This window comes from Mesorhizobium sp. B1-1-7 (assembly GCF_006442705.1).
Lineage (GTDB): Bacteria > Pseudomonadota > Alphaproteobacteria > Rhizobiales > Rhizobiaceae > Mesorhizobium > Mesorhizobium opportunistum.
The window spans coordinates 106,527-129,602 of record NZ_VFWQ01000016.1 but is presented as its reverse complement, the minus strand read 5'-3'; the positions used below and the strand labels follow the sequence as shown (position 1 = coordinate 129,602).

Here is a 23,076-nt window from a genome sequence, read left to right as displayed (position 1 = left end):
CGTTCCGGCATCGTCTCAAAGCAACCGTCGACCTTTCCAGCAAAGGGCCGCCATGCGCATCTTGATGGTCACCGACGCCTGGCGCCCACAAGTCAACGGCGTCGTCCATACGCTGGAGCGGCTCACCGAAACCCTGAAATCCTTCGACGTCGCGGTGGATTTCCTGACACCCAACATCTTCCGAACGCTGCCCTTGCCGACCTATCCCGACATCAGGCTGGCGCTGACCACGCCCGGCCACGTCGCGCGACTGATCGATGCCTACAAGGCCGACCACATCCACATCGTCACCGAAGGGCCGCTCGGCATCATGGCGCGGCGCTATTGCCGCAATGCCGGCCGGCCGTTCACCACCAGCTACCACACGCGCTTTCCTGAATATCTCAGCGCCCGCCTGCCGGTACCGGAGAGCTGGGCCTATCGCTGGCTGCGTGATTTCCACAATTCCGGCCAGGGCACGCTGGTTGCCACCCAGTCGCTCGCCGACGATCTTTCGGCGCGCGGCTTCAACAAGCTGCGGCCGTGGACGCGCGGCGTCGACACCGACCATTTCCGCCCGGACAAGCGCAAGGACCTCGGCTTTCCCGGCCCCGTCTTCCTCTGCGTCGGCCGCGTCGCCATCGAAAAGAACCTGTCCGCCTTTCTCGACCTCGACCTGCCAGGCAGCAAGGTGATCGTCGGCGAGGGACCGGAACTCACCAAGCTCAAGGCAAGGTACCCGCAGGCGCATTTCCTGGGCCACCGCCCCAATGACGAACTGGCCGAGATCTATGCCTCGGCCGACGTCTTCGTCTTCCCCAGCCGCACCGACACCTTTGGCAACGTCATCATCGAGGCGCTGGCCAGCGGCACGCCGGTCGCCGCCTATCCGGTGACCGGGCCGATCGACATCGTCGGCGACGGCTTTGGCGGCGCGGTCTCGAACGATTTGCGCGAGGCAGCGCTTGCCGCCCTCAACGTCGACCGTACTCAGGCTCGAGAACGCGCCATGCGCTACAGCTGGAAGGCTTGCGCGGAGATGTTTCTCGATGCGGTCGAGGAGGCACTGGGCAGGACACGGAAGCTGGCAGCCTGACGAAGGCTGATCTGAAAACGCAGCGGGACGGCGCCCCCCTTTGTCCTGCCGGACATCTCCCCCTCAAGGGGGGAGATTAGATGTCGTGACTGCTTTCGCCAATTTTCAACGCTGCAAAAGAAGCGGTGGGACGAAGCTGCCAATCTCCCCCCTTGAGGGGGAGATGCCCGGCAGGGCAGAGGGGGGCGTCAAGGAACGCGGCGGTGGGTTCCCTAAAACAGCCGTCCGCCGTCCGGCACCTTGCGCTCGATGGCGCCGAGCACCACGGCGCCCTCCTCATCGGGAAAACCCAGCGTCAGCACTTCCGACATGAACGGCCCGATCTGGCGCGGCGGGAAATTGACCACCGCGAACACCTGCCGGCCGACAAGCGTTTCCGGCGTATAGTATTTGGTGATCTGCGCCGACGACTTCTTGATGCCGATATCGGGCCCGAAATCGATCTTCAGCTTGAAGGCCGGCTTGCGCGCTTCCGGAAACGGTTCGGCCTCGACGATCGTGCCGGCGCGGATGTCGACACGATCGAAGTCGGCAAAACTGATCTGCGGCTTGCGCTCGCTGCTCGAACTCATCTCGGTCTTGTCTGCCTACAGGGGTTCAGGCGTTGCCATAGGTCTCGAACAGCACGCCGGCCAGCGCGTCCTTGGCCGAAGTTCCCGACCAGACGACGAACTGGAACGCCTGGAAATAGCATTCGCAGGCTTCCAGCGCCGAGGACAAGAGCACCTCGACCTGCTGGCTCGACGGTTCGACCCCGCCGGCCAAAAGCAGCGACTGGCGGAACATGATCGCGCCTTCCTGCTCCCAGAGATCGAAATGGCCGAACAGCATCTGCTCGTTGATCAGCGACAACAGCCGCATCACTTCCAGCGCGCGGGTCTCCGGCACCTTGATGTCGAAGGCGCAGGCCAGATGCAGCGCCTCGAAATCCTCCATCCAGGAGAAGGACACGTGATAGTCGGTCCAACTGCCGGCAACCGAGATCGAAATCTCGTCGTCGCCGGCCCGTTCGAAGGACCAGTCGTTGTTGTGGGCCACCTGCTCGATAACATCCACCGGATGGATTTCGCGGGAGAATTCGAGTTCGAGAAGTTCCATGGAATGCTTCCTGTCGTTCTGAGGAGCGCCGCCACACGCTCCGCGGGAGGGCACACACAACGAACAATCTGATCTAGAACTCGGACGGCCAGGACTTTCTTCGCGCAAAAGACTGCTTCTCGACGCAAAGACCCCAGACCGGACCCCACCGCCCGGCCGCATGACCCTGCTCCGAATCATGCAACAAATTCAGTCTATTGATCGGGAGTCGCGTGAACAGCCCAATTTTTCGCACTGCGGCATTCGCATGTGGAAAGGCGCTGTCACAAAGATTCATGCAATGCCGTTAAGCGATTCACGGCAAAGCGCTTTTCAGACTCGCACTATGTGGAAAAGTTTAACGATTATTTTTTTGCGCGAGGCTTTGCCGCCGCCGCCGGTGCGGCATCACCGGCCAGTTCGGCGAGCCTGGCTTCGAGCGATTCAATACGGGCGGCAAGCCGGGCATTCTCGTCCCGGGCCTTGGCGGCCATCTCGCGCGCGGCCTCGAATTCCTCGCGCTGCACCACATCCATCGTGTTGAGGATACGCTCGGCCTGGCCCTTGAAGGCGGTCTCGACCTCGCGCCGAACGCCTTGCGCGGCACCTGCGGCATCGGTCATCAGCTTGGCGAATTCATCGAGAATGCGGTTCGGTCCGGTCGACATGGCAAATCCTCGGTTGCTGAAATTGACGTAGTGGCGCGGCGCGCCGAATGCAAGAAGGTTTAGGGCTAGTGCGGCATCAAGTCGGATGCGATTTGATCTGAACTGATAAGCCAAGAGCTGTTACCATCATCATGGTAAGAGCATTTTGACGGGAGTCTTCTGTGGCCATTAATGCGGAATTGGACCGACGCCTTGCCGCGCTGGACGCAGCGCTTGCCCAAGGCATCAGCGATGCCGACGCAGGGCGGGTCAAACCAGCCGAAGAGGTGTTTGACCGCCTTGAAGCCAAGTACAAGGCATTGCTGGTGAAATCGCCGAAGTAGCATCTGCGCCGGCAGGGACTCTCGAGCAGTTCCTTCTATACGAAATGGCGCCAAGTCGCCTATTGTGATGTTTCTTCGCGACTTGCGTCGAGCATGAGTCGCTTTCAGTCAGGGTCAACCAATGGCAACGCCCCCGCGCCGACCGACAAATCCGATGGCAGCCGCCGAAGCTGCCTTCAAACCGGTGAAGAAGCCGGCACCGCCAATTCGCGAAGCTTCCTCCGCGCCGAATGTCCGCGAGCTGGTTTCGATCCGGATCGACCGGGCCGTACTCGATCATTTCCAGGAAGATGGGCCCGGCTGGCAGGATAGGATCAACGACGCGTTGCGGCAGTTGGTGGCCGCCAAGCCTCGGGATTGAGCGCACCGTCTGCACGGCGCGATGGGCCTGCAAGGGTGATCCGATCCGACCTTTGACGCCGACCACCTTGCCTTGACCCTGCCAAAACCCTGCCGCATGGTCCGCGCCCAAACGCGTTCGCAACCGAGAGCTCCCCGTTGAACGAATATTTCCTGCTGCCGCTGGCCTCGCTGCCGTTTCCCAACATCAACCCGATCCTCATCCAGATCGGGCCGCTGGCGGTGCACTGGTACGGCGTCGGCTACATCGTCGGCATCCTGTTCGCCTGGTGGTACGCCAAACGGCTCGCCGCCAACCCGAAGCTGTGGCCCGACGGCATCCTGCCGATGAAGCCGGAGGACCTCGACGACTTCATCGTCTGGGCGGCCATCGGCGTCGTGCTCGGCGGCCGCACCGGCTACGTCCTGTTCTACGATCTGGCGCGCTACGTTGCCCATCCACTCGACATCTTCGCCGTCTGGCAAGGCGGTATGTCGTTCCATGGCGGCCTGCTCGGCGTCATCCTCGCCATGACGCTGTTTTCGTTCAAGCGCGGCATCCGCACCTGGTCGCTGTTCGATGTCGTGGCCGCCGGCGTGCCGGTCGGCCTTGGCCTGGTGCGTGTCGCCAACTTCATCAATTCGGAACTCTGGGGCCGGCCGACGGACGTGCTCTGGGCAATCGAATTCCCCAATGGCGGGCCGTTTGCCCGCCATCCCAGCCAACTCTACGAGGCCCTGCTCGAAGGCGTCGTGCTGTTCCTCGTGCTGCGCATCCTCACCCATTCGCGCCTCAAGCTGAAGACGCCGCGCTTCGTCGGCGGTGCCTTCATCTGCGGCTATGGCCTGTCGCGCATCTTCGTCGAGTTCTTCCGTGAGCCCGACCAGCAGCTCGGCTACCTCCTCGGCACCAATTGGCTGACCATGGGCATGATCCTGTCGACGCCTATGGTGCTGGCCGGCATCTGGGCGATGGCAACCGCCAGGCCGGTGACGCAAGCAGAGCCGCAGGCGACATGACGCGGCTGAAGACCCGCATCGTCGACCTGATCGAGGCGACGGGCCCGATCCCCGTCAACGAATATATGGCGCTGTGCCTGTTCGACCCCGCGGACGGCTACTACACGACGCGCGAGCCCTTCGGCGCCGCCGGCGACTTCATCACCGCGCCGGAGATCAGCCAGATGTTCGGCGAACTCGTCGCCGTCTGGCTCTACCAGGCCTGGGCTGCGATCGGCCGGCCGATGCCGGTAACCATCGCCGAGATCGGTCCCGGCCGTGGCACGCTGATGAAGGACATGCTGCGTACCTTGTCACGGCTCGAACCTGACCTGGCCAACGGCGCTGCCTTCGCAATGGTCGAGACCAGCCCGCGCCTCGCCGAGATCCAGAAACAGACGCTTGGCGCGACGCCCTTCGCGGTTGGCTGGCACGAAACAATCGACACGCTGCCACGGCAGCCGCTGCTGATCGTCGGCAACGAATTGTTCGACGCTGTGCCCATCCGCCAGTTCGTCCGTGCCGGCTCCGGCTGGCGCGAGCGCATGGTCGGCCTCGACGACAAGGACGAACTTTGCTTCTTCGCCGGCGCCGGCTCGGTCGACCCGACGCTGCTCCCCGCCGACGCCGGCGAGGCACCACAAGGTGCGATCGCCGAAGTGGCGCCGGCCCGCTCCGCCCTGATGGCAGCCATCGCCAAGCGCATATCCAGTCATGGCGGCGCCGGACTGTTCCCTGACTATGGCCACCTGCGGCCGGGTGTCGGCGACACGCTGCAGGCCCTGCGCAAGCACAATCACGAAGATGTGCTGGCCAATCCCGGCGAAGCCGACCTCACCTCCCACGTCGATTTCGCCGCCCTTGCCGCAATCGTGCGCGCGCATGGCCTCGACCCCTATCTGTCGAGGCAGGGCGATTTCCTGCTCGGCATGGGCATTCTCGAGCGTGCCGGCCGGCTCGGCGCCGATGCCGGCCAGGCGGCGCGTGACAAGATCGCCGGCGATGTCGAACGCCTCGCCGGCCCGCAGGCGATGGGCGATCTGTTCAAGGTGCTTGCCATCGTCCCGCGTGGCGTGGCCATTCGCCCCTTTGCCACGGCGGATTGACTTTTCACCGTTACCCCTCCCAATCTCCCGTCCGGCAAAAGAGCGGTGGAACCGCCGGTCGCTTTTTCTTGACGAAACCGCCCACACGGACAACAACGCCCACATGCTGAATCAGACCAAACCGGATCCCGTTCGGTCGCCGCTGCTGGACAAGGCGCAGGCACAGGGCATCCGCCATGGCTATTTCACCCGCATAGGCGGCGTTTCGACCGGCATCTACCAGGGCCTCAACATCGGCACCGGGTCGGATGACGACCAGGCGCTGGTGGCCGAGAACCGCAGCCGTGTCGCCGCCTGGATGGGCGTGCCGCCGAACCATCTGTTGACCGCCTGGCAGGTCCATTCGCCCGATGTCATTGTCGCCAGGGAACCCTTTGCCGGCGAACGGCCCAAGGCCGACGCCCTCGTCACCGACCGGCCGGGCATCGCCATCGGCGCCTCGACCGCCGATTGCGGCCCCGTACTCTTCGCCGACATGGGAGCGCGCATCATCGGCGCGGCGCATGCCGGCTGGAAAGGCGCCTTCACGGGTGTGCTCGAAAACACCATCACCGCCATGGAAGGCCTCGGCGCCCGGCGTGAAAACATCATTGCGGTGCTCGGCCCCTCGATCGGCCCCGAAAACTACGAGGTCGGGCCGGAATTCGTCGCCCGCTTCGTCGAGGCCGATGCGGAAAACACCGGCTATTTCGCGCCTTCGGCACATGCCGGCCACGCCATGTTCGATCTCAACCGCTACACGGTCGACCGGCTGGCCAGGGCCGGCGTAAAGGCTGAGGGCCTCGGCCGCTGTACCTATGCCGAGGAAGATCTGTTCTATTCCTACCGGCGCACCACGCACCGTGGGGAATCCGATTACGGCCGGCAGGTTTCGGCCATCGTTTTGGAGAAAGAATAATGGCGCTGCATTTTGAACGATCGGAATTCGACGCGCGGCGCGACCGGCTGATGATCGAGATGGCCGAAAAGAAGCTCGACGCCATCCTGCTGTTCGCGCAGGAAAGCATGTACTGGCTGACCGGCTACGACACGTTCGGCTTCTGCTTCTTCCAGTGCCTGGTGGTGAAGGCCGACGGCTCGATGGTGCTTCTGACCCGCTCGGCCGACCTGCGCCAGGCACGCCACACCTCCATCATCGACAACATCGTGCTGTGGACCGACCGCGACGGCGCCAATCCGGCGGTCGACCTGCGCAATCTGCTCAACGATCTCGACCTGCTCGGCGCCCGCATCGGCGTCGAATACGACACCCACGGCCTGACCGCCTTCAATGGCCGGCGGCTCGACGAGCAATTGCAGACCTTCGGCCAGATCGCCGATGCATCCGGCATCGTCGGTCGGCTGCGCCTGTTCAAGAGCCCGGCCGAAGTCGCCAAGGCCGAGAAGGCCGCCAACCTCTCCGACGACGCGCTGGACGCGGCCTTGCCACTGATCAAGCAGGGCGGCGACGAAGCCCTGATCCTGGCCGCCATGCAAGGTGCGATCTTTGCCGGCGGCGGCGATTATCCGGCCAACGAGTTCATCATCGGCTCCGGCATCGACGCGCTGCTTTGCCGCTACAAGGCCGGTCGCCGCAAGCTCACCAAGAACGACCAGCTGACGCTGGAATGGGCCGGTGTCTTCCATCATTACCATGCGCCGATGATGCGCACGGTGCTGACCGGCAAGGTCTCGAAGCGCCATCAGGAACTGTTCGACGCGGCCCGCGCGGCCCTTCTTGCCGTCGAAAAGGCAATGACGCCGGGCAACAGCTTCGGTGATGTTTTCGACGCCCACGCCCGCACCATGGAAGCGCATGGCCTGACCAAGCATCGGCTGAACGCCTGCGGCTACTCGGTCGGCGCCCGCTTCACCCCGTCCTGGATGGACATGCCGATGTTCTACCAGGGCAACCCCGAGCCGATCGCGCCGAACATGACGCTGTTCGCCCACATGATCATCATGGATTCCGAGGCGGAGACGGCAATGACGCTTGGCCGCACCTATCTGACCACCGAATCCCAGCCGAAGCCGCTGTCCCGCCATGATCTCGACTTGATCGTACAGTGAATCCATAATGGGAGGCGTTCTTCGCCAAGGAGTTAGAAGGCAAATGAGACGATCGCATGTGACGACCGTGTCATTGCTTGTGGCATTGGCTCTTGCCGCCTGCACCAACGCAAAGGACGTTCTCGAACCTTCCGCCATCACCCCGCCGGCGGGCTCGGCGCCGGAAGCGCAAGGCGCGGCCACTATTCCAGCGCCGTCATCGACGGCCACCACCACCGCCGGTGCTCCTGCAACCACTGCCGCGCCGCTCACGTCGACCCAAAGCGCTGCCATCCTGTCGAAGACACGCCTGCAGATCGCGCCGATCGTCGGCGCTTCGGTGGAAGCCGCCACGCCGCTGACGGCCGAACTGCAGACGCGGGCCAAGCAGCGTGGCATCACGCTGGCCGGCAGCCAGGATCAGACCGCAACCCATGTGCTCAAGGGCTATTTCTCGGCGATCTCCGAAGGCAAGGACACCACCGTCATCTATGTCTGGGATGTCTACGACCCGGCCGGCAACCGGCTGCACCGCATCAACGGCCAGATGAAAGCGCCTTCAGTCAATTCCGGAGGCAGCGCCGACGCCTGGAAAGCGGTGGCGCCGGCCACCATGCAGGCGATCGCCGACCAGACGATCGACCAGTTCACGGCGTTTCTCGGCGGCAAGGCCGGCTGAGGTGTTGCCTGCCAGTGATGAGCGTGAAGTTTTCCTAGGCTTAGCCGGCGGATTCCCCATCTCGGCGCTTGCAATACCGGCGCGGGCCGCTAAAAGCCCGGTTAAAAGGTGCAGGAGAGTCTGTCCGGGTTCTCCATCCTCCACCAGGAACGGTGCATGAAACTCTTCGCGGGCAATTCCAACAGGGTGCTGGCCGAAGCGGTCGCCCGCTATCTCAACATCCCGCTGGGCAAGGCCACGGTCAGGCGCTTCGCCGACCAGGAAATCTTCGTCGAAATCCAGGAAAACGTGCGCGGCGAGGATGTCTTCATCCTGCAGTCGACTTCGTTCCCGACCAACGATCACCTGATGGAACTGCTCATCATGATCGATGCCTTCATGCGTTCGTCGGCAAAACGCATTACGGCGGTCATCCCCTATTTCGGCTACGCCAGGCAGGACCGGCGCGCATCGGGCCGCACGCCGATCTCGGCCAAGCTGGTCGCCAACATGATCACCCGTGCCGGCGTCGACCGGGTCCTGACGCTCGACCTGCATGCCGGCCAGATCCAGGGCTTCTTCGACATTCCGACCGACAACCTGTTTTCGGTGCCGGTGATGGCCCGCGACGTGAAGGCGAAATACAAGCAGCTCGGCAATGTCGTGGTGGTGTCGCCCGACATCGGCGGCGTGGTGCGGGCCCGCGCGCTGGCCAAGCGCTTCGACGCCCAGCTGGCCATCGTCGACAAGCGCCGTGAGCGCCCGGGCGAATCGGAAGTCATGAACATCATCGGCGCCGTCGCCGGCAAGGACTGCCTGCTGATCGACGACATCGTCGATTCCGGCGGCACGCTGTGTAATGCCGCCGACGCGCTGCTGGCCAACGGCGCCACCAGCGTCACCGCCTACATCACCCATGGCGTGCTGTCGGGCGGAGCGGTGGCCCGCATCAGCGGCTCGAAGCTGCAGGAACTGGTGATCACCGATTCCATCCAGCCGACGCAGGCCGTGCTCGACGCGCCCAACATCCGCGTCATCTCGATCGCCGACCTGATGGGCGAAGCCATCTCGCGCACCGCCACCGAGGAATCAGTGTCGAGCCTTTTCGATTAAAGTAATTCCAGGAAAAGTGTGAAACGGTTTTCCGTCCGGAATTACGTCAAAACAAAGAGTTAGAGCAGTTCACCGTTTCCGTTGAACAGTGAACTGCCCTAAATGGTTGCCGCTACGGTGCCGGGCTTTCCAGCCGAACCGGGCCGATCAGGCGACGGGCGACCTCCACGCTTTCGCGTGCGCCGCGCATATAGCCGCGCGGCGAGGTGCCGAGCATCCGCTTGAACATGGTGATGAAGGCCGGCACGCTGTCATAGCCCAGATCGAGCGCCACCCTGGTGATCGGCTCGCCATCGGCGAGCCTCGGCAGCGCGGCGAACAGGCAGGCCTGCTGGCGCCATGTCGACAGCGACAGGCCGGTCTGGCGCTGGAAGGCGCGGGTGAAGGAGCGGCGGCTCATGCCGGCGGCATCGGCCCACTCGTCGATCGTCGCATGTGGCGAGGGCGCGGCAACGAAACGCCGGCAGAGCGCCGCCAGCCTCGAATCGGACGGGAACGGCAGCCCGAGCGGCCGCTCCGGCAAGGTCGGGATTTCGTGCAGCAGCAGGTTCATGATCAGCCCGCCGCGCCCCTCCAGCTCACCGCCCTGCGGCAGTTTTTCCGATTCCACGATCAGGCTGTGCATCAGGTCGGTGACGCCGACGACGCGCAACCCTTCCGGCAGTCCGGCGATCGCGCCCGGCATGACATAGACCGAGCGCATCGAGACATCGCCCAGCATTTCGACGGAATGCTCGGTGCCGGCCGGAATCCACATCGCATGGTCGGGCGGCACCATCCAGCGCCCGTGCCGCGTCGTCACCAGCACGACGCCGACCAGCGCATGCAGCAACTGGCTGCGGCTGTGGCGGTGCTGGGGCACGTGGTAACCGTCGGGATATTCGGTCGGCAACGCCACCGCCGGCCCGGCCACCTGCTCCAGCCACTGCCAGCGGCTTTCGTGCAATTTGCCGAGGTCGGCATTGCCGGCGCGAAAGATTTCCCTGCCATGCGGCATCTTGTATGGCCCACTCGCGAAACTATTGGACCAAACCACGAAAGAAGTCGCGCGGCAAGCAGCTTATAAGGCAACCGTCCCTAAGGCGGCCGCAGGAGCGTCCGTCAGATTGCCCGCGGGCGTGCCCGCCAAAAAGACCACGGAGCCTATCTTGACCGATACGACAGCCACCAGCGTCGCTTCCCCCGCGACCGCCGCTTCAGCCCAGGCGACGGCCTTCACCGTCATCCTGGCGGTGAGCCTGTGCCACTGCATCAACGACATCATGCAGTCGCTGCTATCGGCCATCTATCCGCTTCTGAAAGAGAATTACGGTCTCGATTTCTGGCAGATCGGCCTGTTGACCTTCACCTTCCAGGTGACGGCATCCCTGCTGCAGCCGATCATCGGCATGGTCACCGACAAGCGGCCGATGCCCTATTCCCTGCCCTACGGCATGGCCTCGTCGCTGATCGGCCTGGTCGTGCTGGCCTATGCCGGGCATTACTACCTGCTCCTGATCGGCGCCTCGCTGATCGGCATCGGCTCGGCGATCTTCCATCCGGAATCCTCGCGCATTGCCCGCTTCGCTTCCGGCGGCCGGTTCGGCCTGGCGCAATCGCTGTTCCAGGTCGGCGGCAATTTCGGCCAGTCGATGGGCCCCTTGCTGGCCGCCTTCATCGTCGTGCCCTTCGGCCAGACCAGCATCTCCTGGTTCGCCGTCGGCTCGCTGATCGGCATCGTCATCCTGTGGCAGGTCGGCGGCTGGTATAGCCGCCTGCGCGCCGCGCAAGGCAATCGCAAGGCGGCAAGCTTCGTCTCGCCCTTCCCGCGCCGCAAGGTGATGAACGCGTTGATCGTGCTGACGCTGCTGGTGTTGAGCAAGAACGCCTACATCGCCAGCCTCGCCAGCTACTACACCTTCTATTCCATCCATAAGTTCGGCGTTTCGGTGCAGATGTCGCAGGTCATGCTGTTCCTGTTCCTCGGCGCCTCGGCGCTCGGCATCCTGCTCGGCGGCCCGTTCGGCGACCGCTATGGGCAAAAGGCGATGATCTGGTTCTCGATCGTCGGCGTGCTGCCGTTCACGCTGGCGCTCCCCTACGCCAATTTGGAATGGACGATGGTGCTGACGGTGCTGATCGGGCTGATCCTGTCCTCGGCCTTCTCCAACATCGTTGTCTTCGCGCAGGAACTTGTGCCCGGTCGCGTCGGCATGATCGCCGGTATCTTCTTCGGCTTCGCCTTCGGCATGGGCGGCATCGCGGCCGCCGTGCTCGGCGTCGTCGCCGACATGAAGGGCATCGATTTCGTCTTCCAGATCTGCTCCTATCTGCCGTTTCTTGGATTGCTGACCGTGTTCCTGCCCAACATGAAGGAAGCCAGGAAGGCACAGGCGGCCGCCTAGATCAGACCTGAAACCCACGCAAGGAGAGCACCCGCCGGACGGCGGGTGCTTTTTTCGTTCCGAACGGCCCTATGCCTTGAAGAAGGCCAGCAGGTCGGCGTTGATGACGTCCGCGTGGGTTGTCGCCATGCCGTGCGGAAACCCCTTGTAGACCTTGAGCTCGCCCTTCTTGAGCAGCTTGATCGACAGCAGCGCCGAGTCGGCGATGGGCACGATTTGGTCGTCGTCGCCATGCATAACCAGCACCGGCACGTCGATTGCTTTCAGATCCTCGGTGAAGTCGGTTTCCGAAAAGGCCTTGATGCAATCGTAATGCGCCTTGGTGCCGCCCATCATGCCCTGGCGCCACCAATTGTCGATGATGCCTTGCGACACCTCTGCACCCGGACGGTTGAAGCCATAGAACGGGCCGGCCGGAACATCGCGGAAGAACTGGGCGCGGTGGGCGGCCTGGGCGGCGCGGAAACCGTCGAACACCTCGACCGGCAGGCCGCCTGGATTGGAAGGCGTCTTGAGCATGATCGGCGGCACCGCGCCGATCAGCACCGCCTTGGCGACGCGCCCGCCGGCACCGTACTGCGCCACATAACGCGCCACCTCGCCGCCCCCGGTCGAATGGCCGACATGAATGGCGTCCTTGAGGTCGAGATGCGCGACAAGTGCCGCGACGTCGGCGGCGTAAGTGTCCATCTCGTTGCCGACATCGGTCTGCGTGGAACGGCCATGACCACGCCGGTCATGGGCGATGACGCGGTAGCCCTGCGCCAGGAAGAACAGCATCTGGGCGTCCCAATCGTCGCTGCTCAGCGGCCAGCCGTGATGGAAGACGATGGGCTGACCGGTTCCCCAGTCCTTGTAGTAGATCTGCGTGCCATCCTGGGTGGTGATCGTGCCGCTGCCCGAGCCAGACTTTGTCTGCGAAGCCATCTCAAATCTCCTTTGATTATTATTGCGATAAACAATATCGCGACACCAATATCGCTAACGCAACTCGAAGGCCTTGTCTATAAAAATATGTATCGCGATATCATTTTTCGTGGTACGCATCTCGTGATTAATCGGCAAAGGAATGCGTCGTGCCCCTCCCGTTGGACAATCAGCTCTGCTTCACGCTCTATGCCACCTCGATGGCGATCAATCGCACCTACAAGCCGATGCTGGACGAGATGGGGATCACCTATCCGCAATATCTGGTGCTCAACGCGCTTGGGGAGGCCGACGGCATGTCGGTCGGCTCCATCGCCCACCGCCTCGCTCTGGAATCGAGCACCATCACACCGTTGGTGAAGCGCATGGAGCAGGCGGGGCTGGTCACCCGCCAGCGCAGCCAGACCGACGAGCGCCAGGTGCAGGTCGACCTGACATCGGCCGGACGCTCGCTGCTCGTCCAGTGCAACTGCCTGAACGAAACCCTGGTCGAGCGCTCGGGCATGACGCTGGCCGAGCTGGATGCCCTGAACCGGCAGATCCAGGCGCTGCGTGACGCGTTGATCGGCGAATAGGCCCGTTCGTCTTCTTGTTTTCAGGCTTGCACGAAACGAACTGGAGCAGTCGATTCGTGTCGAATGACCCATAGGCTTTCTATTCTACTATAGGGTATTGCACGAGCAATGCTGCAGAAAAGGTGGGGTAAATGGGTATCAACAACCCCAAAATAAGTGGCTTCGTCATAACCTATAACAGTGGGGAAATTCTCAAGACTTGCTTGCGTTCTTTGCGCCTCGAGAAGACATTGAAAAAGATCCGTTCGCGCTTGATGGGAAGAAGGCTTTGACGCTGGAAAACGGTGCGCCTGGATTCGCCATGCACGCTTCCCCGCTTCGTGTTTTGACCCTTCTGGTGCGTCACGGGACCCAGAAGTATCCGACCGCCTGGCAGGACTTGCGAGCTATGTTCGCCCACCAGTTGCCGGATGTTGCGCATCGCATGCTCGTGATCGACAACTCGTTGCCGGTCGGTCATGGCTCCGATCTCGACCCCGAGGTCGAACTGATCGGCGCGTCGAACGTCGATTGGGAGTTCTCGGCGTGGGACTGTGGCATCAATCATATCGGTGCCAAACTTCATGACTACGATCTGGTTCACTTGGCCACTTCGGCCTTCGCGGCATCCACACCTGACCATCTCAAGTTGATTGATGGCGGCTCGTTACGGTCGCTGCTTGGCTTGCAGGGAGCGCTGGGCCGCATTGATTTTCACGACGAACCCATTTCGATTTTCGGAATCGCTTCGCAGGCCTGGCTCCGCAGTTCGTTCATCTTGATGCGCCCACGGCAACTCAGCAGCCTGGGATCTTTGGTAAGCGTCGGCAGGAACACGCCGATTTTCAGCGGGAACCCCCAGCAGCCCTTCCGTGAAGACGCGCCGATCTCGCAAGGATGTCAGCGGTTTTTGCTGCGTTGGCTCACCGGCGACGGAGGCAGCAAATGGACAGTCTGGCATTCCAGGTTCGATCTTACGCCTGAAACGCTGCCGTTTTTCGAGAGCAAGGCCCGCGCCATTCTCAATGAGCAGATGCTCACCAACCGGTTGCTGGCCAATGGATGCGCGCCTGTCGACATGACATGGCTGGCGCTGAAGGTTCGAGCAGCAAGCACGGAACCCGGCAATTATGTTCCGGACTGGGATATTCCGGACTGGCGCGTGCAGATCACCTCCCGAGCACGACCCAAACGCACTTTGACCCAGAAGCTCCGCCGCCAGTGGCTTAAGTTCATGTCGCGGCAGTAGTGCCTACCATCGGCTGTTGCCCACGCGCTCGGGCACGACGCTGGCTGAACTTGGCGCGCTAATCCGGCAGATCCAGGCGCTGCGTGACGCGTTGATCCGCGATCAGAACCAGGCGGGCTGGCGACTGCCCCGCCATGGCTTGCACGCCTGCCCGCCTTCGGCTATAGAGCGCCACCCGCGTAGACACCCTTGGAGGCAACGCGGCGGAAGGCTGCCTTCCCCTTGTGATCCCGAACAAAGGTCCGCGTGAGCGGCTGCCGGCATTCGGACATCCAGGACTGGCGGCTTTCGACGTTTACGGCTTGGGCGTATTGCCCGCCGCAAACGCTCCATAACACGCGAAAGGAAAAGCCATGAGCCACGATACTTACGAGCTCAAGGCCGAAGCGCGCGAACAGGTCGGTAAGGGGTCCGCCCGTGCAGTTCGCCGCAACGGTAAAGTGCCTGCAGTAATCTATGGTGACAAGCAGCCTCCCCTGGCGATCGCTCTCACCTACAAGGACATCTACTACAAGATCCATGGCGGCGGGTTCCTGACCACGATCGCCACGATCGATGTCGACGGCAAGAAGATCCAGGTCCTGCCTAAGGACTTCCAGCTCGACCCGGTCAAGGATTTCCCTGTTCATGTCGACTTCCTGCGTATCGGCAAGGACACCGAGGTCAATGTCGACGTGCCTGTACACTTCATCAATGAGGACAAGTCGCCCGGCATCAAGCGCGGCGGCGTGCTCAACATCGTGCGTCACGAAGTCGAGTTCCACTGCCCGGCCAATGCGATCCCGGAGTTCATCACCATCGATCTCACCGGCACCAACATCGGCGATTCGATCCACATCTCGGCGGTCAAGCTGCCGGCCGGCGTCAAGCCGGTGATCTCCGACCGCGACTTCACCGTCGCAACCATTGCCGGTTCGTCGGCGATGAAGCCGGAGACGGAAGAGACGGCCGAGGTTGCACCGGAAGCGGCTCCGGCCGCCGAAGAGAAGTAACTCTTTCACGCCTGGAGCTGACGATGCCAGAGAAGACAGCGCTTGTCTTTGCAGGCCTCGGCAATCCGGGCGCGAAATACGCTGATAACCGGCACAATGTCGGGTTCATGGCGGCGGACGCAATCGCCCGCCGCCATTCCTTCTCGCCCTGGTCGAAGAAATTCCAGGGCCTGATCGCCGAGGGCACGCTCGGCGGCGAAAAGATCATCCTGATCAAACCGCAGACCTTCATGAACCTGTCCGGCCAGTCGGTCGGCGAATTGCTGCGCTTCTACAAGCTTGGCCCCGAGGCACTCACCGTCTTCTACGACGAGATCGACCTTGCAGCGGGCAAGGTTCGGGTCAAGGTCGGTGGCGGCTCCGGTGGCCACAACGGCATCCGCTCGCTCGACCAGCATGTCGGCAAGGACTTCCGCCGTGTTCGCATTGGCGTCGGCCATCCCGGCGTCAAGGAGATGGTGCATGGCCATGTCCTCGGCGACTTCGCCAAGGCCGACCGCGAATGGCTGGACGTTCTGCTCGACACCATAGCCGACGATGCCGGCTTGCTGGCCAAGGGCGACGACAATTCCTTCATGAACCGGGTGACGCTCGCCTTGCGCGACAAGCTCGTGCCGACCGGCGACGATGACCGCCCGCCGCCCAAGGCCCCCAAGGCGCAAGGCCCGAAAGCCCAGAGCCACATCCGCCAGGCGCGCCCGCAGCAGGCGCCGGCCAAGCTGCCGGAAAGTGGCCCGATGGCCGCCATGCTGAAAAAGCTGTTCGGCAAAAACGACGGCTGAAACGGCTGCCGCCGGGCGACCATTCCCGGAGCGAACGAACGCCGGCTGACAATTTCAGACCGCCACGGCTGATGCATCCCTGACCATGCGATCGCCTGGATAGAGCTGCCGGAATTGTCTGCCCGCGCGAAAGCAGCGAGCACCGCCTGAAGCTTCCAGACCGATGCAGCTTGGGCCGCCGATGCGCCGTCAGCATATCCAATAGTGAAATCCCTCACAGACCACCACCTCGCGGAAGGCCATGGATGCAAGGTGTGGTTGTCGCATGCCTTTCGGCTTTGCCGAGCAGTCGCACGTTTCAACCGACACGAGGGGACTGTTTATGGCCCGAAATCCTTTGACGTTCTCTGCGCTCAGCAGAGCCCTGACAACCAACAACGCCAGATGGCGGGCCGCCGAGACCCCGATCTCGCTGATGGACCCCCAAAAACGCCTGCAGATGCTGGGCGCCATTCCCAGCAATGAAGCCATCGCCCTGGTCGCGGCGGCACGCAACCAGCCGCCGTCGCTCGCCGCGGCGCCGGGTTTTGCGCCCGCCGTCGACTGGCGCAACAAGAACGGCAATCATATTACCCCGGTCAAGAACCAGGGCGGATGTGGCTCCTGCGTCTCGTTTGGCTCCGTCGGCCTTATCGAGGCGATGTCGCATATCGAGACCGGCCGCTGGTTCGACCTGTCGGAAGCCGATTCGCATTTCTGCTCATCGCACGGCGCCAATTGCGGCGGCTGGTGGCCCGACCAGTGCCTCGACCAGATCAAGGGACGCGGCGTCTGCGACGAAGCCGGCTTCCCCTACCCGTCGGCATTCCCCAACAACGATATCTGGAGCGGCCCGCCTGCCTGCCACGCCGCGCCGAACCGTCCGGCGCGCATCAGCAAGCTGACGGCCGTGCACAAGCTGGTGGATGCGAACGCAATCAAGAACCATCTCAGCAGTGTCGGTCCGGTCGCCGGCTGCTTCACCGTCTACAATGACTTCTTCAATTATTCCGGCGGCGTCTACCACCACGTCACCGGCGATGTCGCCGGCGGCCACTGCGTTCTCGTCATCGGCTATTCCGAGGCGGAGCAGTGCTGGATCGTCAAGAACTCGTGGGACACGACCTGGGGCATCGGCGGCTTTGGCAAGATCAGCTATGACGACTTCAAGTATGACGGCCAGCTGTATCCGATGTACGGTGCAACCGGCATCATCCTGCCATCGTCCGGCTGGCAGCCGTTGGGCGGCAATCTCACCACCGAAGCCGTCGCCGGCAACAACAAGGATGGCCGCATCGAGGTTTTCGCGCGCGGCACCGACAACGCGCTCTGGCACATCTGGCAGACCGTGCCCAACAATGGCTGGGGCGGCTGGGCATCGCTGGGCGGCATCATCACCAGCACCCCGGCCGTCATCAGCAATGCCGACGGCCGGCTTGAGGCGTTCGCCAGGGGAGCAGACGGCGCCCTGTGGCACATCTGGCAGACAGCGCCCAGCAGCGGCTGGAGCGGTTGGGCTTCGCTCGGTGGCGGCATCACCAGCGACCCGAGTGCGGTGCGCAATGTCGACGGACGGATAGAAGTCTTCGCCAGGGGCAATGACGGCGGCCTCTGGCACATCTGGCAGGGCGGCCCGCAACGGGGCTGGAGCGGCTGGGCTTCGCTTGGCGTCCAGATATCGGGCAATCCGGTAGCGTCCAACAACAAGGACGGCCGCATCGAGGTCTTCGCCCGTGCCAACAACGGGGCTGTGGTGCATCTCTGGCAGACAGCCCCCAACAATGGCTGGAGTTCATGGGCCTCGCTGGGTGGCATTTTGACCAGCGACCTTGCCGTTGGCCAGAACAAGGACGGCCGCCTCGAAGTGTTCGGGCGCGGCACCGACAATGCGCTCTGGCACATCTGGCAGACCGCGCCCAACAATGGTTGGAGCGGCTGGGCATCGCTGGGCGGCATCATCACCAGCGCGCCGGCGCTCGGCCACAATGCCGACGGGCGCATGGAAATCTTCGCCCGTGGCACTGACGGGGCCTGCTGGCATATCTGGCAGACCGCGCCGAGCAATGGCTGGAGCGGCTGGGCATCGCTGGGCGGCGGCATCGTCGGCGACACGGTGATCGTCAACAACAAGGACGGCCGTATGGAAGTCTTCGTGCGCGGCACGGATCTCGCCCTATATCATCGTTGGCAGACGGCTCCCAGCAACGGCTGGAACTGAGGCGACGGTGATGGGATCGGAAGGTGGCGCGCATCGGCGCGCCGCCCGTCGCCACAAAGGAAGATGCGATGGCGAACGAACGAGCGACCATGAATTTCCAACCCGCAATCGGCGAGCAGATTGTCGTGGAATTGCCGGCGACGCCTGGCGCGGGCGTCGTCTGGTCGGTTCCGCCGGCGCCGGCGGGCTGCACCATCACCCAGATTGAGAGCAAGCCCGATGACACAGGGATAGGCGGCACAACCTTGCAGCGTTTCACGGTTTCCTGCGGCAAGCCTGGACAGATCCAGCTTCGCTTTGAACTGAAGCGGCCGTGGGAAGACATTGTCCGGGCCGTTCAGCCGGTCACCATCGACGTGAAGTAACGTCCTAAAAGCGCGGTTCGAACTGCTCAAAACCGCCGATCGCCCTCCGATGCGGCCTTTCGCGGCCCTGCCCGCGCGACCGCGGGGCTTGACGTTCCTCCCCCCTATCGCCCATAGCCCTCATCAAATTTCGAATTCCCGATAGGACTGGACAAAATGGGTTTCAAATGCGGCATCGTTGGCTTGCCCAACGTCGGCAAGTCCACGCTCTTCAACGCGTTGACCAGAACGGCGGCGGCGCAGGCCGCCAACTATCCCTTCTGCACCATCGAACCGAACACCGGCGAGGTCGCGGTGCCCGATCCGCGGCTGGGCAAGATCGCCGCGATCGGCAAGTCGAAGGAGATCATCCCGACCCGCATCTCCTTCGTCGACATCGCTGGCCTGGTGCGCGGCGCCTCGAAGGGCGAAGGGCTGGGCAACCAGTTCCTCGCCAACATCCGCGAGGTCGACGCCATCGTGCACGTGCTGCGCTGCTTCGAGGATGACGACATCACCCATGTCGAGGGCCGCATCGACCCCGTCGCCGATGCCGAGACGGTCGAGACCGAGCTGATGCTCGCCGACCTCGACAGCCTCGAGCGCCGCATCGTGCAATTCCGCAAGCGCGCTTCGACCAAGGACAAGGAAGCGACGACCGTGCTGCCGATGATGGAGGCAGCGCTCGAACTGCTGCAGGCCGGCAAGCCGACCCGCATCCTGCTCAAGGGCATTTCGGCCGAGGACCTGCGCATCCTGCAGGGACTGAACCTGTTGACCTCGCATCCCGTGCTCTATGTCTGCAACGTCGCCGAGGCCGATGCCGCCACCGGCAACGAACACACCAAGGCCGTGGAAAAGATGGCGACCGCCCAGGGCGCCGGCACCGTGGTGATCTCGGCCGCGATCGAGGCCGAAGTCGCCCAGCTCTCGGACGAAGAGGAGATGGAATTCCTGTCCTCGCTCGGCCTCGACGAGCCCGGCCTCAACAAGGTGATCCGCGCCGGCTACGAGCTGCTGCACCTCATCACCTATTTCACCGTCGGGCCCAAGGAGACGCGGGCCTGGACCATCCACAAGGGCGACAAGGCCCCGCAGGCCGCCGGCGTCATCCACACCGATTTCGAACGCGGCTTCATCCGCGCCCAGACCATCGCCTACAACGACTTCGTCACGCTGGGCGGCGAAGTAGCGGCCAAGGAAGCCGGCAAGGCACGCGACGAAGGCAAGGAATACGTCGTCCAGGACGGCGACATCATGCTGTTCAAGTTCAACACTTGATGCTGGCACGCTAGGCATCCCAAGCATTGTCACCATCCGGCGGCGATGCATTGTCGGCATATGTTCCGAGCCCTGTGCCATCCCGTCCAATGGCCACTTGTCTTGATTTTGTCATGGCACGGGTCTAAGCGGCAGGCACACGCTCGGCGCATGCGACGAAGAGCCGTGCAATCCGACATCAATCCAAACGCCCTTTAATCCAACAGGGGAGATCCGGCGATGATCAAGGCCTTCGTCGTCGACAATGATCGCCTGCGCCTCACCGACGACCTCCAGGCCAATGGCGACAAGGTGGTCTGGGCCGATCTCGTCAATCCGACCAAGGAGGAAGAGGCCACCATCGAAAGCTGGCTCGGCATCGCCATCCCGACCCGCGAGGAGATGGAGGAGATCGAGATTTCCAGCCGCCTCTACATCGAGGACGGCGCCTACTTCATGACCGCCACTCTGCCCGCCCAGACCGAGGTCGACGATCCCCTGATGTCGCCGGTCACGTTCGCGCTTGCCGGCAACAGGCTGATCACCGTTCGCTACCACGAACCGAAGGCGTTCAAGACCTTTCCGCTGCGCGCGGAGAAGGCGGCGACCGGATGCACCAGCGGCGACACCATCCTGATCGGCCTGCTGGAAGCGATCGTCGATCGCCTTGCCGACATTCTCGAGCGCGCCGGCCGTGACGTGGAAGTGATCTCGCGTGACATCTTCCAGGCGACCTCGACCAAGGCGTCGAAGCGCAACCGCGACTTCCAGGAGCTGCTGAAAGCCATCGGCCGCAAGGAGGACATCGCCTCTTCCGTGCGCGACAGCCTGATCTCGCTGCAGCGCCTCGCCGGCTTCCTCGCCCATGTCGCCACCCAGACCAGGATGAGCAAGGATATCCGCGCCCGCATCAAGACCTTGTCGCGCGACGTGCTGTCGCTTGCCGACCACGCCACCTTCCTGTCGCAGAAGATCTCCTTCCTGCTCGACGCCACGCTCGGCATGATCTCGATCGAGCAGAACGCCATCATCAAGATCTTCTCGGTCGCCGCCGTCATCTTCCTGCCGCCAACGCTGGTCGCCTCCATCTACGGCATGAATTTCGACGTCATTCCCGAGCTGAAATGGCAGCTTGGCTATCCCTTCGCCATCGGCCTGATGATCCTGTCGGCGATCCTGCCCTTCTGGTATTTCCGCCGCCGCGGCTGGCTTTGATCGGTTCGCCACGGGCGGACTGCCTGTTGCTGGCGCACCAGAAATAACTTGACCAAACCGCGCCCGGCCTGCATCCGGGATGCCCGATCCTTGGGGATCGCGGATTCCTGAGCCGGATTTCAGACCATGACTGCAAAAACCTGGGCCTATGAGGACTTCGTCGAGGGCACCTCGCTCGACCTCGGCACCAAGCTGGTAAGTGCCGCCGAGATCATCGAATTCGCGCGGGAGTTCGACGCCCAGCCGATGCATCTCGACGAGGAGGCCGGCAAGGCCAGCATCCTTGGCGGGCTGGCGGCCTCGGGCTGGCATACCTGCGCCATGTTCATGCGCATGCTGTGCGATGCCTTCCTGCTGGACTCCACCTGCCAGGGCGCGCCCGGCGTCGACCAGGTCAAATGGAAGAAGCCGGTCCTGGCCGGCGACCAGCTCACCGGCAGCCTCGTGGTCGTCGCCAGGCGCCTGTCGAAATCGAAGCCGCAACTGGGCTTCGTCACCATGCGCAGCGAACTGTTCAACCAGCGCGGCGAAAGCGTTTTCGAGCTTGAGAATTCCGTCATGTTCCTCACGCGTGAGGCCGCGGGGAGCCTGGCATGACCCTGGACGAATTCTTCCGCATCGGCACCACCGTGACGCTGGGCTCGCACACATTCGAGCCCGAGGCGATCAAGGCCTTCGCCCGCAAATACGACCCGCAGATCTTCCATGTCGACGAGGAAGCCGCCAGGAAGAGCGTGCTCGGCGGCCTCTGCGCGTCCGGCTGGCATACCGCCGCCACCTGGATGAAACTCAATCTCGAAGCCGGCATGGACACCGGGGGCGCTGCCTGGAAAGGCCCCGGCCTGGTCCCCGAATTCGGCCCCTCGCCCGGCTTCAAGAACCTTAAATGGCTGAAGCCGGTCTACGCCGGCGAGACCGTCACCTTCACGCGCACCGCCCTTTCCCACCGCCCGATCGCCTCGCGCCCCGGCTGGCGCCTGCTGACGCTGCGCTGCGAGGCCTTCGCCTCGGCCGGCGACAAGGTGCTGGAGTTCGAGAGCGCCGTGCTGGTGAAGGTGGAGTAGCGGCGCTGGGCGCTCTTCCTTCTCCCCTTGCGGGAGAAGGGAAGAACTGCTCCCTCAATGGCCCTCGAACCCGATCAGCGTCCGCACCGGGACGCCGAGCGCTTCCAGCTTGGCGCGCCCGCCGAGGTCCGGCAGGTCGATGACGAAGCAGGCGGCGAGGATATCGGCGCCGATCTGGCGCAAGAGCTTGACCGCCGCCTCCGCCGTGCCGCCGGTGGCGATCAGGTCGTCGACGAGGATCACCTTCTCCCCAGGGGCAACGCCGTCCTTGTGCATCTCCATCTCGTCGAGCCCGTATTCCAGGCTGTAGGCGACGCGCACGGTCTCGTAGGGCAGCTTGCCCTTCTTGCGGATCGGCACGAAGCCGGCCGAGAGCTGGTGGGCGACGGCGCCGCCAAGGATGAAGCCGCGCGCCTCGATACCGGCGATCTTGTCGATCTTCTGGCCGGCATAGGGATGCACCAGCTCGTCGATGGCGCGGCGGAAGGCGCGCGCATTGCCAAGCAGCGTGGTGATGTCGCGAAACAGGATGCCGGGCTTGGGATAGTCCGGAATGGTGCGGATCGACGCCAGCAGCGTGTCTTCGAGCGAAGGTTTCATGAGACGGCTCTCCGGATGATCCAACTGACAGGCGTGAAAGGCGGCAGGGTCCGATCGTAACCCGGCGCGACCGACAACGGCTAGCGCGATGTGGCGGCCGAGACAAGCCGCATCAGGCAAGG

Annotated in this window: 25 protein-coding genes and 1 pseudogene; 20 read left to right on the top strand and 6 right to left on the bottom strand. The window is 63.3% G+C overall.

Going from position 1 to position 23,076, the window contains the following annotated elements; all coding sequences use genetic code 11:
• Positions 1–52 precede the first annotated feature (52 nt).
• Positions 53–1,075, top strand: coding sequence for a glycosyltransferase family 1 protein (locus FJ978_RS25535; protein WP_140574880.1), 1,023 nt, complete (start codon positions 53–55; stop codon positions 1,073–1,075).
• A gap of 212 nt (positions 1,076–1,287) precedes the next feature.
• Here the strand turns inward: FJ978_RS25535 and FJ978_RS25525 are convergent, their stop codons facing one another.
• The 3 genes from FJ978_RS25525 to FJ978_RS25515 all read right to left on the bottom strand — a co-directional run bounded on the left by FJ978_RS25525 (position 1,288) and on the right by FJ978_RS25515 (position 2,820).
• Positions 1,288–1,647: a tRNA-binding protein gene (locus FJ978_RS25525; RefSeq protein WP_013893500.1), complete on the bottom strand. Its 360-nt coding sequence runs from the start codon at positions 1,645–1,647 to the stop codon at positions 1,288–1,290.
• 25 nt (positions 1,648–1,672) lie between these two features.
• The gene (locus FJ978_RS25520; RefSeq protein WP_013893499.1) at positions 1,673–2,173 is read right to left on the bottom strand and encodes a YbjN domain-containing protein; all 501 of its coding nucleotides are present in this window, start codon (positions 2,171–2,173) and stop codon (positions 1,673–1,675) included.
• A 344-nt stretch (positions 2,174–2,517) separates the two neighbouring features.
• A complete protein-coding gene (locus FJ978_RS25515) occupies positions 2,518–2,820 on the bottom strand; it encodes an accessory factor UbiK family protein (RefSeq protein ID WP_013893498.1) in 303 nt (100 codons plus the stop codon).
• 176 nt (positions 2,821–2,996) lie between these two features.
• On the opposite strand from FJ978_RS25515, the pseudogene FJ978_RS25510 reads away from it, so the two are divergent.
• The 8 genes and pseudogenes from FJ978_RS25510 to FJ978_RS25475 all read left to right on the top strand — a co-directional run.
• Positions 2,997–3,143: pseudogene (locus FJ978_RS25510) on the top strand (type II toxin-antitoxin system ParD family antitoxin); the annotation flags it as partial.
• A 121-nt stretch (positions 3,144–3,264) separates the two neighbouring features.
• On the top strand, positions 3,265–3,504 hold the full coding sequence (locus tag FJ978_RS25505; RefSeq protein WP_013893497.1) for a BrnA antitoxin family protein: 240 nt from the start codon (positions 3,265–3,267) through the stop codon (positions 3,502–3,504).
• 137 nt (positions 3,505–3,641) lie between these two features.
• The gene (gene lgt / locus FJ978_RS25500) at positions 3,642–4,502 is read left to right on the top strand and encodes a prolipoprotein diacylglyceryl transferase (protein WP_140574875.1); all 861 of its coding nucleotides are present in this window, start codon (positions 3,642–3,644) and stop codon (positions 4,500–4,502) included.
• A complete protein-coding gene (locus tag FJ978_RS25495; protein ID WP_140574873.1) occupies positions 4,499–5,587 on the top strand; it encodes a class I SAM-dependent methyltransferase in 1,089 nt (362 codons plus the stop codon). The genes lgt and FJ978_RS25495 overlap by 4 nt, the downstream gene beginning before the upstream one ends.
• 103 nt (positions 5,588–5,690) lie before the next feature.
• Positions 5,691–6,485: a peptidoglycan editing factor PgeF gene (gene pgeF / locus FJ978_RS25490; RefSeq protein ID WP_140574870.1), complete on the top strand. Its 795-nt coding sequence runs from the start codon at positions 5,691–5,693 to the stop codon at positions 6,483–6,485.
• Positions 6,485–7,636 carry a Xaa-Pro peptidase family protein gene (locus FJ978_RS25485; RefSeq protein ID WP_013893493.1) on the top strand — a complete coding sequence of 384 codons (1,152 nt, stop codon included), beginning with the start codon at positions 6,485–6,487 and terminating at the stop codon, positions 7,634–7,636. Before pgeF ends, FJ978_RS25485 begins: the two co-directional genes overlap by 1 nt.
• A 43-nt stretch (positions 7,637–7,679) precedes the next feature.
• On the top strand, positions 7,680–8,294 hold the full coding sequence (locus tag FJ978_RS25480; protein WP_140574867.1) for a hypothetical protein: 615 nt from the start codon (positions 7,680–7,682) through the stop codon (positions 8,292–8,294).
• A 156-nt stretch (positions 8,295–8,450) separates the two neighbouring features.
• The gene (locus FJ978_RS25475; protein WP_023768826.1) at positions 8,451–9,386 is read left to right on the top strand and encodes a ribose-phosphate pyrophosphokinase; all 936 of its coding nucleotides are present in this window, start codon (positions 8,451–8,453) and stop codon (positions 9,384–9,386) included.
• A gap of 112 nt (positions 9,387–9,498) precedes the next feature.
• Here the strand turns inward: FJ978_RS25475 and FJ978_RS25470 are convergent, their stop codons facing one another.
• Positions 9,499–10,383 carry a helix-turn-helix transcriptional regulator gene (locus FJ978_RS25470; protein ID WP_140574865.1) on the bottom strand — a complete coding sequence of 295 codons (885 nt, stop codon included), beginning with the start codon at positions 10,381–10,383 and terminating at the stop codon, positions 9,499–9,501.
• 151 nt (positions 10,384–10,534) lie between these two features.
• Here FJ978_RS25470 and FJ978_RS25465 point away from each other — a divergent pair, with 151 nt between their 5' ends.
• On the top strand, positions 10,535–11,770 hold the full coding sequence (locus FJ978_RS25465) for an MFS transporter (protein WP_031250357.1): 1,236 nt from the start codon (positions 10,535–10,537) through the stop codon (positions 11,768–11,770).
• Positions 11,771–11,839: 69 nt separating this feature from the next.
• Here the strand turns inward: FJ978_RS25465 and FJ978_RS25460 are convergent, their stop codons facing one another.
• The gene (locus FJ978_RS25460; RefSeq protein WP_140574863.1) at positions 11,840–12,697 is read right to left on the bottom strand and encodes an alpha/beta hydrolase; all 858 of its coding nucleotides are present in this window, start codon (positions 12,695–12,697) and stop codon (positions 11,840–11,842) included.
• Positions 12,698–12,846: 149 nt separating this feature from the next.
• Between FJ978_RS25460 and FJ978_RS25455 the strand changes: the two genes are divergently transcribed.
• The 10 genes from FJ978_RS25455 (at position 12,847) to FJ978_RS25405 (ending at position 22,354) form a co-directional block, all read left to right on the top strand.
• Positions 12,847–13,272, top strand: coding sequence for a MarR family transcriptional regulator (locus FJ978_RS25455; RefSeq protein WP_140574861.1), 426 nt, complete (start codon positions 12,847–12,849; stop codon positions 13,270–13,272).
• 199 nt (positions 13,273–13,471) lie between these two features.
• A complete protein-coding gene (locus tag FJ978_RS25450) occupies positions 13,472–14,500 on the top strand; it encodes a hypothetical protein (protein WP_246678201.1) in 1,029 nt (342 codons plus the stop codon).
• A gap of 353 nt (positions 14,501–14,853) precedes the next feature.
• Positions 14,854–15,492 (top strand): 50S ribosomal protein L25/general stress protein Ctc, encoded by a 639-nt coding sequence (locus FJ978_RS25440; RefSeq protein WP_013893485.1) that lies wholly within the window; start codon positions 14,854–14,856, stop codon positions 15,490–15,492.
• 23 nt (positions 15,493–15,515) lie between these two features.
• Positions 15,516–16,274, top strand: a complete 759-nt coding sequence (gene pth / locus FJ978_RS25435; protein ID WP_140574859.1) for an aminoacyl-tRNA hydrolase — start codon at positions 15,516–15,518, stop codon at positions 16,272–16,274.
• A 415-nt stretch (positions 16,275–16,689) separates the two neighbouring features.
• Positions 16,690–18,471, top strand: coding sequence for a C1 family peptidase (locus FJ978_RS25430; RefSeq protein ID WP_181176767.1), 1,782 nt, complete (start codon positions 16,690–16,692; stop codon positions 18,469–18,471).
• A gap of 23 nt (positions 18,472–18,494) precedes the next feature.
• A complete protein-coding gene (locus FJ978_RS25425) occupies positions 18,495–18,836 on the top strand; it encodes a protease inhibitor I42 family protein (RefSeq protein WP_041164092.1) in 342 nt (113 codons plus the stop codon).
• 156 nt (positions 18,837–18,992) lie between these two features.
• Positions 18,993–20,096 carry a redox-regulated ATPase YchF gene (gene ychF, locus FJ978_RS25420; RefSeq protein WP_140574855.1) on the top strand — a complete coding sequence of 368 codons (1,104 nt, stop codon included), beginning with the start codon at positions 18,993–18,995 and terminating at the stop codon, positions 20,094–20,096.
• Positions 20,097–20,315: 219 nt separating this feature from the next.
• Entirely contained in the window at positions 20,316–21,290 is a 975-nt protein-coding gene (gene corA / locus FJ978_RS25415) for a magnesium/cobalt transporter CorA (RefSeq protein WP_013893477.1), read from the top strand.
• A gap of 126 nt (positions 21,291–21,416) precedes the next feature.
• A complete protein-coding gene (locus FJ978_RS25410; RefSeq protein ID WP_140574853.1) occupies positions 21,417–21,887 on the top strand; it encodes a MaoC family dehydratase in 471 nt (156 codons plus the stop codon).
• Entirely contained in the window at positions 21,884–22,354 is a 471-nt protein-coding gene (locus FJ978_RS25405) for a MaoC family dehydratase (protein WP_140574851.1), read from the top strand. Before FJ978_RS25410 ends, FJ978_RS25405 begins: the two co-directional genes overlap by 4 nt.
• Before the next feature lie 54 nt (positions 22,355–22,408).
• Here FJ978_RS25405 and FJ978_RS25400 read toward each other — a convergent pair whose 3' ends face one another.
• Positions 22,409–22,954 (bottom strand): adenine phosphoribosyltransferase, encoded by a 546-nt coding sequence (locus FJ978_RS25400; protein WP_013893474.1) that lies wholly within the window; start codon positions 22,952–22,954, stop codon positions 22,409–22,411.
• Positions 22,955–23,076: the final 122 nt, after the last annotated feature.

Coding starts and splice junctions, on each gene's coding strand:
- ychF (WP_140574855.1), top strand. CDS start 18,993: ATGGGTTTCAAATGCGGCATCGTTGGCTTGCCCAACGTCGGCAAGTCC.
- FJ978_RS25505 (WP_013893497.1), top strand. CDS start 3,265: ATGGCAACGCCCCCGCGCCGACCGACAAATCCGATGGCAGCCGCCGAA.
- pth (WP_140574859.1), top strand. CDS start 15,516: ATGCCAGAGAAGACAGCGCTTGTCTTTGCAGGCCTCGGCAATCCGGGC.
- FJ978_RS25495 (WP_140574873.1), top strand. CDS start 4,499: ATGACGCGGCTGAAGACCCGCATCGTCGACCTGATCGAGGCGACGGGC.
- FJ978_RS25515 (WP_013893498.1), bottom strand. CDS start 2,820: ATGTCGACCGGACCGAACCGCATTCTCGATGAATTCGCCAAGCTGATG.
- FJ978_RS25485 (WP_013893493.1), top strand. CDS start 6,485: ATGGCGCTGCATTTTGAACGATCGGAATTCGACGCGCGGCGCGACCGG.
- FJ978_RS25410 (WP_140574853.1), top strand. CDS start 21,417: ATGACTGCAAAAACCTGGGCCTATGAGGACTTCGTCGAGGGCACCTCG.
- FJ978_RS25525 (WP_013893500.1), bottom strand. CDS start 1,647: ATGAGTTCGAGCAGCGAGCGCAAGCCGCAGATCAGTTTTGCCGACTTC.
- FJ978_RS25520 (WP_013893499.1), bottom strand. CDS start 2,173: ATGGAACTTCTCGAACTCGAATTCTCCCGCGAAATCCATCCGGTGGAT.
- corA (WP_013893477.1), top strand. CDS start 20,316: ATGATCAAGGCCTTCGTCGTCGACAATGATCGCCTGCGCCTCACCGAC.
- FJ978_RS25405 (WP_140574851.1), top strand. CDS start 21,884: ATGACCCTGGACGAATTCTTCCGCATCGGCACCACCGTGACGCTGGGC.
- FJ978_RS25430 (WP_181176767.1), top strand. CDS start 16,690: ATGGACCCCCAAAAACGCCTGCAGATGCTGGGCGCCATTCCCAGCAAT.
- FJ978_RS25475 (WP_023768826.1), top strand. CDS start 8,451: ATGAAACTCTTCGCGGGCAATTCCAACAGGGTGCTGGCCGAAGCGGTC.
- pgeF (WP_140574870.1), top strand. CDS start 5,691: ATGCTGAATCAGACCAAACCGGATCCCGTTCGGTCGCCGCTGCTGGAC.
- FJ978_RS25470 (WP_140574865.1), bottom strand. CDS start 10,383: ATGCCGCATGGCAGGGAAATCTTTCGCGCCGGCAATGCCGACCTCGGC.
- FJ978_RS25400 (WP_013893474.1), bottom strand. CDS start 22,954: ATGAAACCTTCGCTCGAAGACACGCTGCTGGCGTCGATCCGCACCATT.
- FJ978_RS25535 (WP_140574880.1), top strand. CDS start 53: ATGCGCATCTTGATGGTCACCGACGCCTGGCGCCCACAAGTCAACGGC.
- FJ978_RS25440 (WP_013893485.1), top strand. CDS start 14,854: ATGAGCCACGATACTTACGAGCTCAAGGCCGAAGCGCGCGAACAGGTC.
- FJ978_RS25480 (WP_140574867.1), top strand. CDS start 7,680: ATGAGACGATCGCATGTGACGACCGTGTCATTGCTTGTGGCATTGGCT.
- FJ978_RS25460 (WP_140574863.1), bottom strand. CDS start 12,697: ATGGCTTCGCAGACAAAGTCTGGCTCGGGCAGCGGCACGATCACCACC.